Source organism: Brevundimonas pondensis, assembly GCF_017487345.1.
Classification (GTDB): Bacteria; Pseudomonadota; Alphaproteobacteria; order Caulobacterales; family Caulobacteraceae; genus Brevundimonas; species Brevundimonas pondensis.
Map to the genome: position 1 here is coordinate 2,982,729 of NZ_CP062006.1, position 15,284 is coordinate 2,998,012.

Consider the following 15,284-nt stretch of genomic DNA (forward strand, 5'->3'; position numbering starts at 1 on the left):
CTGCCGCCTATGAAGACCCCGATCATCGCCGCCGCCCTGTTTTTCGGCCTGATGGCCACGGCGGCGACAGCGCAGACCACGCCGCCTCGGGCGAACGGCGCCGCTGCGGCGACCCTTCCCGACGCCTTCGGCGAACCGGAACCCGACCGCACGGCCGCCCTGCCCCCGCGCCCGGCGGCCACGGCCCCTGACATCGTCCGTTCGGAAGAAGCCCTGCGCGCCGTCATCGGCTCCCTGCAGTCGGACGCGATCGATTATTCGATGTTCAGCGACGATCTGGCGACCCAGATCCGTGAGCGGGCCGCCGACTTCACCCCCCTGGTCCGCCGTTTCGGGGCCTTGAAGAGCATCGACCACCGCGGCCAGCAGGACGGCGCCGACCTGTTCCGCGTGGTGTTCGAAAACCAGGCCACCGATTGGGTCATCGCCTTTAATGACGATGACCGGATCGCAGCCCTGCTGTTCCGCCCCGCGCAGGACTGAGGCTTACGGTCAATCCAGCGAGGGCTTGCCGCGTCCGCTCTTGATGGTCGAGCGGGTCGACTTGGTCTTCAGCCGTCGCTCCTTCGACGCTCGCGTCGGTCGGGTCGGCACGCGATAGACCGGCCTGATCGAGGCTTCGGCCACCATCTCATCCAGCCGCGCGATGGCGTCCGCCTTGTTGCGCTCCTGCGTGCGAAAGCGAACGGCGGTGATCAGGATAACCCCGTCCAGCGTCAGTCGGCTGCCCGCCAGCTTCATCAGCCGCGCCTTGACCGGCTCGGTCAGGCTGGGCGAATTCTTCACGTCGAACCGCATCTGGACGGCGGTCGAGACCTTGTTGACGTTCTGCCCCCCCGGCCCGCCGGCGCGGAAGAAGCGGAACTCCAGCTCGTCCTCGGGAATGCGGCTCACGGCGTCATCTTCCGTGCACGGACGACCGCCGTATCCAGCGCCTGCAGGAAGCGTGAGCGGTCAGCGTTCGAGAAGGGCGGCGGGCCGCTGGTGGCCACGCCGATGGAGCGCAAATGCTCGCCCACCATGCGCCCGGCCAGGGCTGAACCGATGGAGTCGGGCGTAAACGGTTGCCCGTTCGACTTCAGCGCCTGGGCGCCGGATTTCAGGCAGCGGTCGGCCAGAGGAATATCGGCGGTGATGACGATATCGCCCGAAACGGCGCGCTCGGCGATCCAGTCGTCGGCCACGTCGGGCCCAGCATCGACCACCACCTGCTCGATCAAGGCCTCGCGCGGGACATTGATCCAGGCGTTCGACACCACGAAGACCTTGAGCCCGTAGCGGCGGGCCACGCGATAGACCTCCTCCTTCACGGGACAGGCGTCAGCGTCAATGTAGAGAACCGTAGGCATGGGCGTCTTATGGCCGTTCCGGTCGCCAAGGAGAAGAAGGGCGGCGTCGCCTCCCCTGCCCCGCTTGCCCGGCACGCTCGAAAGACCGAGGCTTCGGCGAAACAGGAGGCCCCGATGAGCGCCGAGACCCATTACCTGGCCGTCTTCACCAGCGACAAGACCGGCCCCAAGTGGCGGGCCTGGCGCGCCATGAGCGAGGCCGATCAGGCCGAGACCGCCCGCCTCGGCGTGGCCGCCGTCGCCGACTGGGAGGCGGCGCACCGCGACTCCATCGTCTATCAGGGCGGCCCGCTGGGCCCGACCAAACGCATCGGCGACGACGGCGCCGTGACGGACATGGTCAACCTTCTGACCGTCTTCATGGTCGTGCGCGCCGACAGCCATGAGGCGGCGGTCCGCCTGTTCGTGAACCACCCGCACATGAGCATCTTCGTCTGCGACGGGGTGGAGGTGATGCCGGTGCTGGGGTGAGGTGGCCTGCCTCAGTGGCGTTTGCTGGCCGATGCCTTCTTCGTAGCATCAATGACGATGATGTCGGAGGCTCGAAGACCAGCGGCTCGACGTTGAGCTTGGATCTGAGTGATCTGATCGAGCTTGTCGCCCAAATCCCCGAAATCCATAACCACATAGATCGCATACTCTGAGTTTGCCGCCTCGCGATAAAACTCAAGCTGCTTCTCGTAGCCGTGGCGGACAGTCCCGCTCGACCTTTTCATCTCGACAAGCACCCGGGCGTTGTAGCCGACCGAAAATTTGAAATCGACAGGCCCCCCTCCCATGTTCGCTTCTGGCGAAATGTCGATGCTATTTGCTTTGCAGTAAGCATCTGCAATTGCGAAATATATCAACTGAGATGCCCGCTCCTTCTTAGGTCGATCTTTAGACCACAATTCTTCCCAGAGATTCCCTCTCTCCACGTGGTGCTTGAACAGTTCGAGGCTATCGAAAACCGCCCTACGAATTTCTTCCGGCCCCTTACTCACGTCGTACGGATTGGGATGCTTCAAATCACCAAACCCGTCCGCAAAAATCGACTTCATTTTGAAGTAGGAGAGAGTGTCTAGATTGGGATCGTAGAGCCGAACGTGCTCCTTTACTGCGGCTAGAAACTCCGCAAACGTGGCCGGAGATTGGAGGGCAAACGCCCTCATTGCCTCTTTTCGATCCGCAACAGTTGGCTTGGCTATCCCCCCGAGCAGCGCGTTTACCCCACGACGGACCCTGTCGCTTTGCTCAATCGCAGCGGAAATTTCCCCCCAATCGTTCGCAATAGGCAGATCACGCACGATATCCTTAGGCACGAGCACAATCGCTTTAGTCACGCCCGATTGCGTGAAGGTTGGGAGTCTCCGGCCGGGAAGATGCTCGACCTCGTCTAATGGGACGCCATATTGCTCGCAAAACTGGGCAGTTATCTCGGCCAATTGGTCGATAATCACTCGTGTCGTAAAATCGCTGATTGTATCCGGGCCGACGTTTTCCTCGAAGAAGCCCATTAGCGAAATCATTTCTGGGTCATTCGCCCCGAGGGTAATCACCTCTTTCGAAGTTCGCATGATGGCCTCGCGCACTTCGTCGGGCCGCGAACTGCCAGACCTGCCGCTTCCGCCATAGCCCAAGCCATTTTCTGCAGGCTCTCGCAAATCCAACAACTGACGTGCGGCTCGCCAAGGCGCATCCCCTTCCGCCTGAGAGATCGTCAGAAGTCTTATGAAGTTGCTGAAATGGGTGCGAAAAGCTCCATAGGCTACCTCCGATATCTCCTGGCGAGATGAGGTCGCCAGAAGCACCGGATCTATAAACAGCGGAGTATCGACGTCGATAAAGGGATCGATCAAGCCGGCAGCGTCTAGGGCACTCGCAGGCACGGCGAAGTGACGCGAGAAAAGTGTCGGGTTCTGAACTGTAGCCACTTGTAGCCCCAAGAATCGATCTACCGACTCAAGAATAACACAGTTCTTTTTAGTGTCTCAGTGCACCCGCGCCTTCCCGATCTCCAGCCCGTCCGCGCCGGCTGACACGGCCACCACGCTGCCGTCCTCGATTTCGCCGGCGAGGAGCTTCTTGGCCATGGGATCGACCAGTTCCTTCTGGATGACGCGTTTCAGGGGGCGGGCGCCGTAGACAGGGTCGTAGCCCTTGTCGGCGAGCCAGGTCAGGGCGCTGTCGTCGAGGGCCAGGGTCAGGCGGCGGTCGGCCATCAGCTTCTCCAGACGCGCCAACTGGATGCGGACGATGCCGCCCATCTGTTCGCGGCCGAGGCGGTGGAACAGGATGATCTCGTCGATACGGTTCAGGAACTCGGGCCGGAAGTGGGCGCGGACCTGTTCCATGACCAGGGGGCGGACGGCCTCGACATCCTCGCCCTCGGGCTGGTCGGCCAGATACTGGCTGCCCAGGTTGGAGGTCATGATGATCAGGGTGTTCTTGAAGTCGATGGTGCGGCCCTGACCGTCGGTCAGGCGACCGTCGTCCAGCACCTGCAACAGGACGTTGAAGACGTCGGGGTGGGCCTTCTCGACCTCGTCGAACAGGATGACCTGATAGGGGCGACGACGCACGGCCTCGGTCAGGGCGCCGCCCTCATCATAGCCGACATAGCCCGGAGGGGCGCCGATCAGGCGGCTGACCGAGTGCTTCTCCATATATTCGGACATGTCGATGCGGGTGATGGCGTTGTCGTCGTCGAACAGATAGCCGGCCAGGGCCTTGGTCAGCTCGGTCTTGCCCACGCCCGTCGGGCCGAGGAAGAGGAAGCTGCCCAGCGGCTTGTTGGGGTCGTTCAGACCGGCGCGGGCGCGGCGGACGGCGTCGGACACGGCTTCCAGCGCCTCGTTCTGGCCCACCACGCGGCGGCCCAGCTCTTCCTCCATCTTGAGCAGCTTCTCGCGCTCGCCCTCCAGCATCTTGTCGACGGGCACGCCGGTCCAGCGGCTGACGACGGCGGCAATCTGCTCGGCGTCGACGACCTCGGGCGTCAGGGGGCCTTCCGCCGGTTGCTCGGCGGCTTCGGCCTCGGCCAGCTGACGTTCCAGTTGCGGGATCTGGCCGTAGGCGATCTCGGACGCGCGACCGAGGTCCCCGGCGCGCTGGGCGGCGGCCAGTTCGGCGCGCAAACGGTCCAGGGTCTCGCGCAGTTGCGCCCCCTGCCCCACCTTGTCCTTCTCGGATTTCCAGCGGGCGGTCATGTCGTCCGACTGGCCTTCCAGATCGGCGATCTCGTCCTCCAGCTTCTCCAGACGCTGCTGCGAGGCGCTGTCGCTCTCCTTCTTCAGGGCCTCGCGCTCGATCTTGAGCTGGACCAGACGGCGGTCGATTTCATCCAGGGCCTCGGGCTTGGAATCGACGGCCATGCGCACGCGACTGGCGGCCTCGTCGATCAGGTCGATGGCCTTGTCGGGCAGGAAGCGGTCGGTGATGTAGCGGTTCGACAAGGTGGCGGCGGCGACGATGGCGCTGTCGCTGATGCGGACCCCGTGGTGGACCTCGTACTTCTCCTTGAGGCCGCGCAGGATCGAGACCGTGTCCTCGACGGTGGGCTCGGCAACAAAGACCGGCTGGAAACGACGGGCCAGGGCCGCGTCCTTCTCGACGTGCTTGCGGTACTCGTCCAGCGTGGTGGCGCCGACGCAGTGCAGCTCGCCGCGCGCCAGCGCCGGCTTCAGCAGGTTGGAGGCGTCCATGGCCCCGTCGCCCTTGCCGGCGCCGACCAGGGTGTGCATTTCGTCGATGAAGAGGACGATGCCGCCCTCGGCCTGGGCCACCTCGTTGAGCACGGCCTTCAGCCGCTCCTCGAACTCGCCGCGGTATTTCGCCCCGGCGATCAGCGCGCCCATGTCCAGCGACAGGACCTTCTTGTCCTTCAGGCTTTCCGGCACGTCGCCGTTGACGATGCGCAGGGCGAGGCCCTCGACGATGGCGGTCTTGCCGACGCCGGGTTCGCCGATCAGGACGGGGTTGTTCTTGGTGCGACGGGCCAGGACCTGAATGGTGCGGCGGATCTCCTCGTCGCGGCCGATGACCGGGTCGACCTTGCCGTCGCGCGCGGCCTCGGTCAGGTCGCGGGCGTAGCGTTTCAGGGCGTCGTAAGAGTCCTCGGCGCCGGCGTTGTCGGCGGTCTTGCCCTTGCGCATCTCAGTCACGGCTTCATCGAGTTTCTTGGGCGTGACGCCGGCGGATTTCAGCGCCTCGGCGGCGGCGCCGCCCTCCTTGGCGATGGCGGCCAGCAGGCGTTCGGTCGTGACGAAGGCGTCGCCGGCCTTCTTGGAGGCTTCCTCGGCGGCGTTGAAGACGCGGGCGGTGTCGCCGTCCAGATAGAGCTGGCCCGAGCCGCCCTCGACCTGAGGCCGCTTCTTCAGCAGACCTTCGGTCACCAGTTCGACGGCGGAGGGATCGCCGCCGGCCTGATCGATCAGCTTGCGCGCGAGGCCGTCGCGTTCCTCCAACAGCACCTTCAGCAGGTGCTCGGGCGCGAACTGCTGGTGACGCCGGGCGAGCGCCAGCGACTGGGCGGATTGGACAGCCTGTTTGGCGCGGTCGGAATAGAGGTCGAGATTCATTTCGGTGCAGTCCCCTCGGAAGGCGGAAAACCAACAACGCGCCCTTCGATGAAGCGACGCCTTGAGTTGTGTCAAACCGAGGTGGGTGTGACCTATCGGACACGCAAGACCCGCTCCCTGCGATTGATGCGGGCCGGCGTCCCGGCCTAGCGTGGCCGCAGGAGGCCCCTATGGATTTTCTGACGTACGGCCCGGTCGATCCGACGGTCGTCCTGCCGTTTCTGGCGGCGGTGGCGCTGATGGAGCTGACGCCGGGGCCGAACATGGGCTGGCTGGCGATCGTCTCGCTGTCGCAGGGACGGACGGCGGGGCTGGCCGCGGTGGCCGGGATCACCCTGGGCCTGACGCTGTGGATGGTCGCCGCCGCCTTCGGCCTGACCGAGGTGGTGCTGCTATGGCCCGCCCTCTACCAGACCATCCGCTGGGCCGGGGTGGGCTTCCTGCTGTGGCTGGCCTGGGACGCCTGGCGCAGCACTGGCGACGGGGCGACCGCGGCGCCGGTCGAGATGCGGCGGCGCGCCCTGTTCCGGCGCGGCCTGATCGGCAACCTGCTGAACCCCAAGGCGGCCCTGCTCTATGTGGTCCTGCTGCCCGGCTTCATCCGCCCGGCCCACGGCTCGACGCTGACGCAGGCCCTGACGCTGGGAAGCCTGCACGTCGTCGTCAGCGTGATCGTGCACTCGGTGATCGTGCTGACCGCGGCGCGGGCGGGCGGCGCCCTGCTGACCCGCGCCCAGGGGCCGGCGATGCGCGCCGCCATGGCCCTGGGCCTGGTCGCCATCGCCGTCTGGACCGCCTGGGAGACGCGAACCTGAGCCTTCGTCAGCCGCCGGTCGGGGCGGTCGAGAAGTCGAACTGTTCGGGCTGGCGACGCGGGCCGCCGCCGAAGGACCAGGTCAGACCCAGATAGAAGGCGCGCAGATTGATGTCCTGATCGCTTCGGTCACGGAACAGGGGCGTGTCATAGGTGGTGGCCCCGCCGAAGGAGTTGAGGATGTCGCGGGCCGTGAACTGCAACGACAGGCTGTCGTTCAGCTTGCGGCGATAGCCCAGATTGACCATCCCGCCGCTCTCGCGCTCGCCCTGGGCCAACAGTTGGTCACCCTGCCAGAAGCCCATGATCTGAACGAAGTCCTTGGGCGTGGCCTGCCAGTTCAGGCTGAGACGGCCCGTCAGCATCTCGCCCTCGCGGTCGCGGGCGCCGGGGATGCCGGACGCATCGATCTCCTGACGGAAGGCGTTGACGCTGGCGTTGTAGCGCAAGGTGGGGTGCAGGCGACCACTGGCGGTCAGTTCGACGCCGAGGTCACGACGGGCGCCGAGATTCTCGGGGCGGGTCAGCAGGACCCCGCCGCCGACATCGGTCGCTACCTCGGTGAACGCCTTGGTCGTATCGCGGTAATAGGCCGTGGCCTGATAGAAGCTCTGTCCCTGGCGCATCTGCCACATGGCTTCGAAGCTGTCCGTCTCCTGGGGCTCCAGGTCAGGGTTGCCCGAGCGCAGGTTCAGCGGATCGCCGTAGGTGATGAAGGGATTGAGCTGCGCCGGCTGCGGCCGCTGGATACGCCGCGAATAGCTGGCCCGCAGCGTCTGGGTTTCGGTCAGCTGATATTGCAGGTGGCCCGTTGGATAGGCGCGGAAATAGTCCTGGGAAGCGCGCACACCGTTGGTGACGTCTTCGACCTCGATGTCGGCCTGTTCCAGGCGCAGGCCGAACTGGGCCGACAGCTTTTCGCCGAAGGGGCGTTCATAGGTGGCGTAGAGGGCGTGGACCGTCTGCTCGGCGGTAAAACGGTTGCTCTGGCCCGGCACAGGCGTCAGGGTGGCCTCCGACGGCCCCCGTCGCAGCACATTGTCCTGATCCGGCCGGGTCAGATTCAGCTCATAGCCCGCACGCAACTTGGCGCCGTCGCTGGTCGGACGGGTGTAGGCGCTGGTGAACCCGATCATCTCCTGCTCGTTCAGCCAGCGCGCGCCTTCATAAAGCGTAGGCGCGACCGGCGTCTGGAAGACATTGGCGTTCAGCGAGGTGTTCTCGTGCTCGTTGCGATCATATCGCAGCTCGTTCGACCATTCATGTCCCGAGGTGTCGAACTGGTGCAGCACGCGGGCGGTGGCGCCCCAGCCGTCCATGCTGAAGCCCCCGACGCCGTCGCGGGTATAGGCGCTGGTCAAGGCGCCGGAAGCGTTGCGGGTTTCAAATACGCTGCCGGCCTCGGCGTCGGCCTCAAAACGATTGGCGCGCAATTCGCCCGTCAACAGCGTCTTGTCGGTCAGGCGGTACTCGGCCGAGACCCGACCAAACGCGCCCTTCTGGACCATGTCGTTCTGCTGGACCGTCGTGGTCGTGGATGTCACGGCGCCGCTTGTCGGGTCCAGCTGTTCACGCAGCCGGTCAAAGGTGAAGTTCTGATCGTCATAGCGATAGCTGACATCACCGGTCAGCGTCAGCTTGCCACGCTGGCGCGATCCGCTGGCGCCCGCATTCCAGCGGCCATTGTCACCGATATTGATCCTTACCGAACCGGTCGTGACCGTCGCATCCGGAGCAGAGGCGGCCGCGCCCCTGGCGGCGGCGGGGATCGGCTTGGTGATCAGGTTGATGACCCCGCCCGAACCCTCGGGGCTGTAGGCGGCGGAGGGATTGGTCATGACTTCGATACGGGCGTAGCGATCGGCCGGCAGCTGCAGAACTGCGTCGGCGCGATTGGGGCCCGACAGGATGGCTGAAGGGCGACCATCGACCAGGATGGTGACATTGCCGTCGCCACGCAGGGAGACATTGCCCTGGGGATCGACATCCACCGAAGGCACGTTGCGCAGAGCCTCGGCCAGAGAACCGGTCGCGGCCTGCAGATCGTCGGCCAGGCTATAGCTGATGGAATCGATCGAGGTCCGCACGTCGTTGGCGCGGGCGGTGACGACGACATCGCCCACGGTCGCGGGCTCGTCCTTGTCCCTGGCGTCCTGCGAGGCCGGCGTGGTCGCAGGCGCTTGAGTCTGGGTTCCGGTCGCCGGTGGCGGCGTCTGGGCCAGAACAGCGCCGGCGGGCAGGGCCAGAACCACGCCGAGCAACGGCGCAAATTTGAGTTTCGACATGGTCGCGTCCCTGCGGACGCCCCCTCGACGTCCCCTCAGGAGCGGCGACTATCAGTTGGCCGTCGCCAACCACAGTTACATCTTTTTCATCCCGACGGCGGGTCTGTGACCATGATCGGGAACCTCAAGCGTCGCCGTGCGCTAGGGACCCATGCTGACGACCAAGATGAACCCCCGCGTCTTCTGGGGGGCCAGCGCCATTGCGGGCGCCCTGCTGCTTCTCGCCCTGATCGCGCCCTCCACCTCCGGCCTGATATTCGGCGCCGCCCAGGCCTGGGTGATCGACACCTTCGGCTGGTTCTACGTGGCCTCGGTGGCGGGCTTCCTGCTGTTCGTGACCGTACTGGCGGTCGGGCCGACCGGACGGCTGAAGCTGGGGCCGGACGACGCCGAGCCGGACTTCCCCTATGTCTCGTGGCTGGCGATGCTGTTCGCGGCGGGCATGGGCATCGGCCTGATGTATTTCGCCGTCGCCGAGCCGGTGCAGCACTACATCGCCCCACCCGAGGCCGAGCCCGGCGCCCTGACGGCCGCGCGCGAGGCCATGGTCATCACCTACACCCACTGGGGCGTGCACGCCTGGGCCATCTACGCCGTGGTGGGGCTGAGCCTGGCCTATTTCGCGCACCGCAAGGGCCTGCCCCTGACCATGCGTTCCAGCCTCTACCCCCTGCTGGGCAAGCGGGTGAACGGATGGCTGGGCGATGCGGTCGACATCTTCGCCATCTGCGGCACCCTGTTCGGCATCGCCACATCCCTGGGGCTGGGCGTGGCCCAGATGAACTCGGGCCTGCACTATGTCTTCGGCCTGCCGAGCAGCGTCATCATGCAGGTCGGCCTGATCGCCGTGGTCATGGGGGCCGCGACGATCTCGGTCCTGACGGGCGTGGACAAGGGGGTGCGGCGACTGTCCGAGCTGAACCTCGTCATCGCCGTCTGTCTGATGCTCTTCGTCCTGATCGCGGGGCCGACCCTGGTCCGCACCTTCACCCTCTACGCCTATGAACCGCGCGCCTGGATGGCGGACTGGACCCTGTTCTACTGGGCCTGGTGGATCGCCTGGTCGCCGTTCGTGGGGATGTTCATCGCCCGCATCTCGCGCGGGCGGACGGTGCGGGAATTTCTGATCGGCGTGCTGCTGGTCCCCTCAGCCTTCACCTTCCTGTGGATGACGGTCTTCGGCAATTCGGCCATGAGCCTGGACCTCGGCGTGGCGGCGGGCGCCATTTCAGAGGCGGTGCAGACCGACCTGTCGACGGCCCTGTTCCGCTTCTTCGAATACCTGCCGGGCACGGCGATCACCTCGACCTTGGCCATCGCCCTGGTGGCGGTCTTCTTCGTCACCTCTGCGGATTCCGGGTCACTGGTCATCGACACCCTGGCCTCGGGCGGGGCCGAGGAGACGCCACGCTGGCAGAGAATCTACTGGTGCGTCCTGCAAGGTCTGGCGGCGGCCCTGCTGCTGCTCGCGGGCGGCCTGGGGGCGCTGCAGGCGGCGACCCTGGTGGCGGCGCTTCCCTTCGCTGTCATCATGATCCTGGCCTGTTTCGGTCTGGCGCGGCAGATGAACGCCGACCTCAGGGGCGAAGCGGTCGAGACCGAGGCCCCGCCGATCGGGGAACGGCTGAAGCGCATCTTCTCGCCCGCCAGTCGCAAGGACATCGCGCGGCAGATCGAGCGGCAGGCCGCCCCCGCCCTGGTCGAGGTTCGCGACGCCCTGTCCAACGAAGGCGTGGACCACAGCCGCGTCGAGGCGGACGAGAACGGGGTCTGGCTGGTGGTCGAGCACGCCAACGGCCGCGACTTCCTCTATCGCATCGGCGCGCGCTCGCGCCCCCTGCCGGCCCTGACCGCACTGGAGGCGCCCGAGGGCCGCCGCGCCCTGGAATGGCGGATGACGGCCCAGACCGGCGACGGCACGCGGCCCCGCGACGTGACCGGCTTTACGCGAGCGCAGATCGTCGCTGACGTGCTGGAGCATCTGCAAAGGTGGCGGCTGGCGGCCTGACGGCTTGGCCTCGGCGATCAGCGGCGTTAGCGTCGCCGCTCATGTCGGGAGCTTCGCTTATGTCCATCCGCCTGTCGCGCCGCGCCGCGCTGATCTCCTCCGCCGTCGCCGCTGGCGGCGCGGCCCTGCCCGCGACGGGCTGGACCCAGACCAGCGCCGACACGCGTTCAGATGAAGAGATCGCCGCCGCCGCCGACGCCTGGGTGCAGCGCTGCATGGCCGCCTGGCCGGAACAGCCCGCCGTCTCCCTGGCTCTGGTGCGCGACGGCAAGACGGTGCTGGCCAAGGGCTATGGCGTGCGCCGTCAGGGCAAGAATGAACCGGCCGACGAGCACACCCTGTTCGCCATCGCGTCGAATTCCAAGAACGTCACCGCCGCCTGCCTGGCCATTCTGGTCGACGAGGGCAAGGTGAAGTGGGACGAGCCGGTCCGCACCTATCTGCCCGACTTCACCCTGTCGGACCCGATGGTGGGCGAGCGCATCACCGTGCGAGACACCCTGAGCCACCGCGCCGGTTTCGGTCTGGGCGCCGGCGACCTGCTGTTCTGGCCCAACAGCGACCGGACGCGCGCCGAGGTCCTGGCCCAGGCCGCCTTCGTGCCGATCGAAGACGGCTTCCGCGAGGACTACCACTACTGCAACCTGATGTTCGTGGTGGCGGGCGCGGTGATCGAGAAGGTGTCCGGCCTGTCGTGGGAGGACTTCGTCCAGACCCGCATCTTCGACCGCGTGGGCATGAGCGAGAGCGTGCCGCTGGCGCGTCTGGCCGATCCGAAGAAGAGCGCCCTGCCCCACGGCCGCGTCGGCCCGCCCCTGCGCTATCAGGGGGCGATGACCCAGATCGCCGAGTCCATCGTCGAGGTCTGGAACTGGGATTCGGCGGCGGCGGCGGGCGGCATCTGCGCCAGCGCGACCGACTGGGCCAAATGGATCGCCGTACGTCTGAACAACGGCCAGTTGGCCGACGGTTCGCGCCTGTTCTCCGAAGCCGCCGCGCGCGAGATGTACAAGCCCAACATCATCGTCTCGTCCTCGAACGGGCCGACGGCGGAACTTCCCAACCGGGCCGTGGCCTCGACCTACGCCATGGGTCTGCAGGTGCAGGACTATCGCGGCGAACGGCTGGCGACCCACGGCGGCGGCTCGCCCGGCGGCATCTCGGCCACGGTGCTGATCCCCGGCCGCAAGATCGGCTTCAGCGTCTTCACCAACGCGGAGGAGAGCTTCCTCTTACGCGCCCTGCGCTCGGGCCTGTCGGACATCGCCATGAACAAGGTCGACGTCGACTGGATCGCCGACTCCAGGAAGCGCGAGGCCGAAGGCACCGAGAAGTCGCTGAAAGCCGCCGTCGAGATCGACGCCAAGCAGGCGGCGGGCGCGCCGCCGTCGATGCCGCTTGACGCCTATGTCGGGACCTGGCGCGATCCCTGGTACGGCGACATCGTCATCGAGCCAAAGACCGAGGGGCGCGGGCGCAACCGCAAGTCCGGCCTGTGGCTGCGCTTCACCCATACCCCGGCGCTGCAGGGCTGGCTGGAGCCCTATGAGGGCGAGACCTTCCGCACCCGCTTCCCCGACAAGCGCGAGGAAGACGCCTTCATCACCTTCAGCATCGCCACGGCCAAGCCCGCCACGGCGACGGTCAAGGGCGTCTCGCCCGACATCGACTTCTCTTACGATTATCAGGACCTGCGGCTGACGCGGGTGTGAGGCCAGCAAAAAGGGGCGGTCCCGACGGGCCGCCCCTTCTTCGTTTCGCAGGTTTGAGGCCTAGCGCGCCGCCGGACGCTGACCGGCTTCCAGGATGGGCATCCCCGCCTCGGTCGGGATGTAGATGGTCTGGCGGCCTTCCTTGCCGGCCGTTTCCTGCAGCATGTTGATGTAGGACCAGCGCAGATAGGCCTCGGGGCCGCCCAGGGCCTCGGCCATGATGCGGTTGGCCTCATTGGCGCCCTTGGCGCGCTCGATCTCGGCGGCGGCGGTCAGCTTGGCCGAGTCCAGCGCGGCCTGGGCCTCCAGCACGCGGATACGACGGTTCTGCACCGCCTCTTCATAGGCCGCCTTGCCCGCCATCTGCTTGGAATAGACGTTGTAGGTCGGGAAGCCGACCAGGACGATCGCGATCAATATGCCGATGGCGACGACCGAACCGAGTGTAAAACCAATGCCGCGCATGTGCGCCCCCCCTGAAATCTGAATGACGCTCAGGGTGGAGGCCGCAACCGGCCGCGGTCAAGCGCGCTCCAGCGACATCGCGCCGCAGGCCTGTTCGATTTACCGCACAGCTTGAGCGGCCTAGTCAGCCGCAATGATCAACGAACACTGTTCTCAATCAACTTCCCTGCGCGTCCTGCTGGTCGGTGACGCGCGCATGGCCTTTCCGGTGGCCAAGGCGCTGAACCAGGCGGGCCACTGGGTCTTCGCGGGCGTCTCGACGTCCAGCAACTATCTGGAATGGTCGCGCCACGTGGCGGCTTCGTTCCGCCATTCGCCGCTGGAGCCGGGCACCGACGAAGCCCTGCCGGTCATTCTGGACTGGCTGGACCGAACCCCCGTTGACGTCATCCAGCCGGTCAGCGAGGCGGGCTCGCGCTTCATCACCCGCCATCGAGCCGCGTTTGAGGCGCGGGCGCGGCTGATCATGCCCGAGGCCGAAACGGTCGAGACCTGCATGAACAAGACCCGGATGTTCGAGCTGTGCGAAACCCTGGGGGTGGCCCTGGCGCCCCATCGGCGGGTGCGGGACATGACAGGCCTGCACGCCGCGGCCGCCGCCATAGGCTACCCCTTGATCGTCAAGCCGGCGGTGGTCGACGCCGAACTGTTCGAGCGCAAGGCCCTGATCATCGCCGACGCGGGTCAGCTGGCCGTCGCCATGCCCAGCTGGCCTGAAATCCATCCCGAGCTGATCGTCCAGAAATACGTCGCCGGCCCGCGCCACAGCGTCATCTTCAGTGCGGATCAGGGTCGCCTGCTGGGCGCGGTCGAGATCAAGGCGGCGCGCACCCACGAATACGACGGCACCGGCTACACCACCTATGGCGTGACGGTGGAGCCGACTCATCTGGTGCGCGAGGGCGTGGAAAAGCTGGTCGCGCACCTGGCCTATTCATCAACCGGCTGCGCCCAGTTCATCGTCTGCCCGACAAGCGGCGAGGTGACCTTCATGGAGATCAATCCGCGTGTCAGCCTGGGCCGGATTTCGGAATGCGCGGGCCTGCCGCACAGCGTCTGGGGACTGAAGCTGGCGACCAACCAGGCGATCACGGCGCCGGCGGATCCCTGGGCCGTCTATCGACGCGGGGTGCGATACGTCTGGACCAAGGGCGACCTGACTTTGCTGGGCAAGCAGGTCAAGCGCGGCCAGGTGAGGCCGGGCGAGGCCCTGCGGCGGCTGACGCAGATCGGAGTCGACGCCGCCCAGTGCGTTCACGCCATTTTCGATCCCCTCGACCCTCTGCCGGCGCTGGGCGCCTACAGCAACATCCTGATCAAGCGCTGGCGGCGGCGCCCGGAGTATCGGCCGGACTGGACGCCGGTCAGCCGCGTCCCGACGCCGGAACCAGTTCGATCAGATCCAGATTGGACTCATTCATCGGCCAGGGGATGACCAGGCGCCAGCGACGCTCGCCTATGCGCTCGACCGCCCCAACCATGTCTCGCTCAGGCCTCTGACCATAGGCGCGAATCACCGGCTCGGAAGCCAGGGCCATCGAGCCGAGGAAGACCATTTGCCGATCGTTCTCGGGATAAAACAGCCCGCCGGGCCTTTGCGACCCGGTCAACTTGGTGAACTTCAGGCCATCGGACGTCTGTTCGATGCGGCAGGCGAACCAACCGTAGACGACATAGCCCAATCCCTGCTCGCCGCCTTGCGAACCCAGCTTGACAGTACGGCAGCGGTAATTTCCGGCAGGCGGCGCGACTGAAGGCCGCGCGGCGCCGGGCTCGATCAGTTCACCCAGGGACGTCAGGTCGCCCGACCCGGGCTGCCGCTTCGCCTGTTGCAGGGCCAGGGTCCAGGCGGCGTCGCGACGTTGATAACGGTCACGGTCGGCGGCCGAAACGAGGGCGCGCCAATCGCTGAGCACCGCGCCTCCGGTAGCGCCAGGGGTGCCCGGCGGAGGAGGAGGCGGCGGTGTGCTGGCGCACGCCGCCAGCGTCGCCGCCATGCTCGGGACCAGAAGAAAGTTCAGGCCCGACCTGATGCGCGAAACGGCCGACGAACGTGACATGGGCTCTCCCTGACTCAGGGTCGACAAGCCCC

At 66.4% G+C, this 15,284-nt stretch carries 13 protein-coding genes; 6 read left to right on the plus strand and 7 right to left on the minus strand.

The features are described from left to right. Nucleotides 1-9: 9 nt before the first annotated feature. A complete protein-coding gene (locus IFE19_RS14900; RefSeq protein WP_207823616.1) occupies nt 10-483 on the plus strand; it encodes a hypothetical protein in 474 nt (157 codons plus the stop codon). A gap of 9 nt (nt 484-492) precedes the next feature. On the opposite strand, the gene arfB is transcribed toward IFE19_RS14900, so the two are convergent. After that, complete coding sequence (gene arfB / locus IFE19_RS14905; RefSeq protein WP_207823618.1) at nt 493-894, minus strand: alternative ribosome rescue aminoacyl-tRNA hydrolase ArfB; 402 nt, start codon at nt 892-894, stop codon at nt 493-495. Beyond that, nucleotides 891-1,349 carry a YaiI/YqxD family protein gene (locus IFE19_RS14910; RefSeq protein WP_207823620.1) on the minus strand — a complete coding sequence of 153 codons (459 nt, stop codon included), beginning with the start codon at nt 1,347-1,349 and terminating at the stop codon, nt 891-893. Before IFE19_RS14910 ends, arfB begins: the two co-directional genes overlap by 4 nt. A 9-nt stretch (nt 1,350-1,358) precedes the next feature. Between IFE19_RS14910 and IFE19_RS14915 the strand changes: the two genes are divergently transcribed. After that, nucleotides 1,359-1,820 (plus strand): hypothetical protein, encoded by a 462-nt coding sequence (locus IFE19_RS14915; protein WP_225910303.1) that lies wholly within the window; start codon nt 1,359-1,361, stop codon nt 1,818-1,820. An 11-nt stretch (nt 1,821-1,831) separates the two neighbouring features. On the opposite strand, the gene IFE19_RS14920 is transcribed toward IFE19_RS14915, so the two are convergent. Both IFE19_RS14920 and clpB read right to left on the minus strand, forming a co-directional pair. Continuing rightward, nucleotides 1,832-3,187 carry a hypothetical protein gene (locus IFE19_RS14920; protein ID WP_207823623.1) on the minus strand — a complete coding sequence of 452 codons (1,356 nt, stop codon included), beginning with the start codon at nt 3,185-3,187 and terminating at the stop codon, nt 1,832-1,834. 132 nt (nt 3,188-3,319) lie between these two features. Next, nucleotides 3,320-5,908: an ATP-dependent chaperone ClpB gene (clpB, locus tag IFE19_RS14925; protein WP_207823625.1), complete on the minus strand. Its 2,589-nt coding sequence runs from the start codon at nt 5,906-5,908 to the stop codon at nt 3,320-3,322. Nucleotides 5,909-6,078: 170 nt separating this feature from the next. On the opposite strand from clpB, the gene IFE19_RS14930 reads away from it, so the two are divergent. After that, the gene (locus IFE19_RS14930) at nt 6,079-6,723 is read left to right on the plus strand and encodes a LysE family translocator (RefSeq protein ID WP_207823627.1); all 645 of its coding nucleotides are present in this window, start codon (nt 6,079-6,081) and stop codon (nt 6,721-6,723) included. A 7-nt stretch (nt 6,724-6,730) separates the two neighbouring features. Here IFE19_RS14930 and IFE19_RS14935 read toward each other — a convergent pair whose 3' ends face one another. Continuing rightward, on the minus strand, nt 6,731-9,007 hold the full coding sequence (locus IFE19_RS14935; RefSeq protein ID WP_207823629.1) for a TonB-dependent receptor domain-containing protein: 2,277 nt from the start codon (nt 9,005-9,007) through the stop codon (nt 6,731-6,733). A 151-nt stretch (nt 9,008-9,158) separates the two neighbouring features. On the opposite strand from IFE19_RS14935, the gene IFE19_RS14940 reads away from it, so the two are divergent. Together IFE19_RS14940 and IFE19_RS14945 are read left to right on the plus strand one after the other, a co-directional pair. Then, complete coding sequence (locus tag IFE19_RS14940; protein WP_207823631.1) at nt 9,159-11,015, plus strand: BCCT family transporter; 1,857 nt, start codon at nt 9,159-9,161, stop codon at nt 11,013-11,015. A 59-nt stretch (nt 11,016-11,074) separates the two neighbouring features. After that, nucleotides 11,075-12,727 (plus strand): serine hydrolase, encoded by a 1,653-nt coding sequence (locus tag IFE19_RS14945; protein ID WP_207823632.1) that lies wholly within the window; start codon nt 11,075-11,077, stop codon nt 12,725-12,727. Between the two features lie 60 nt (nt 12,728-12,787). Here IFE19_RS14945 and IFE19_RS14950 read toward each other — a convergent pair whose 3' ends face one another. Next, nucleotides 12,788-13,192 (minus strand): hypothetical protein, encoded by a 405-nt coding sequence (locus IFE19_RS14950; RefSeq protein WP_207823633.1) that lies wholly within the window; start codon nt 13,190-13,192, stop codon nt 12,788-12,790. A gap of 196 nt (nt 13,193-13,388) precedes the next feature. Here IFE19_RS14950 and IFE19_RS14955 point away from each other — a divergent pair, with 196 nt between their 5' ends. After that, on the plus strand, nt 13,389-14,627 hold the full coding sequence (locus IFE19_RS14955) for an ATP-binding protein (protein WP_207823636.1): 1,239 nt from the start codon (nt 13,389-13,391) through the stop codon (nt 14,625-14,627). Here the strand turns inward: IFE19_RS14955 and IFE19_RS14960 are convergent. Continuing rightward, on the minus strand, nt 14,557-15,252 hold the full coding sequence (locus tag IFE19_RS14960; protein ID WP_207823639.1) for a DUF4893 domain-containing protein: 696 nt from the start codon (nt 15,250-15,252) through the stop codon (nt 14,557-14,559). The genes IFE19_RS14955 and IFE19_RS14960 overlap by 71 nt on opposite strands. Nucleotides 15,253-15,284 lie beyond the last annotated feature (32 nt).

Coding starts and splice junctions, on each gene's coding strand:
- IFE19_RS14900 (WP_207823616.1), top strand. CDS start 10: ATGAAGACCCCGATCATCGCCGCCGCCCTGTTTTTCGGCCTGATGGCC.
- IFE19_RS14910 (WP_207823620.1), bottom strand. CDS start 1,349: ATGCCTACGGTTCTCTACATTGACGCTGACGCCTGTCCCGTGAAGGAG.
- IFE19_RS14915 (WP_225910303.1), top strand. CDS start 1,359: ATGGCCGTTCCGGTCGCCAAGGAGAAGAAGGGCGGCGTCGCCTCCCCT.
- clpB (WP_207823625.1), bottom strand. CDS start 5,908: ATGAATCTCGACCTCTATTCCGACCGCGCCAAACAGGCTGTCCAATCC.
- IFE19_RS14930 (WP_207823627.1), top strand. CDS start 6,079: ATGGATTTTCTGACGTACGGCCCGGTCGATCCGACGGTCGTCCTGCCG.
- IFE19_RS14935 (WP_207823629.1), bottom strand. CDS start 9,007: ATGTCGAAACTCAAATTTGCGCCGTTGCTCGGCGTGGTTCTGGCCCTG.
- IFE19_RS14940 (WP_207823631.1), top strand. CDS start 9,159: ATGCTGACGACCAAGATGAACCCCCGCGTCTTCTGGGGGGCCAGCGCC.
- IFE19_RS14945 (WP_207823632.1), top strand. CDS start 11,075: ATGTCCATCCGCCTGTCGCGCCGCGCCGCGCTGATCTCCTCCGCCGTC.
- IFE19_RS14950 (WP_207823633.1), bottom strand. CDS start 13,192: ATGCGCGGCATTGGTTTTACACTCGGTTCGGTCGTCGCCATCGGCATA.
- IFE19_RS14955 (WP_207823636.1), top strand. CDS start 13,389: ATGGCCTTTCCGGTGGCCAAGGCGCTGAACCAGGCGGGCCACTGGGTC.
- IFE19_RS14960 (WP_207823639.1), bottom strand. CDS start 15,252: ATGTCACGTTCGTCGGCCGTTTCGCGCATCAGGTCGGGCCTGAACTTT.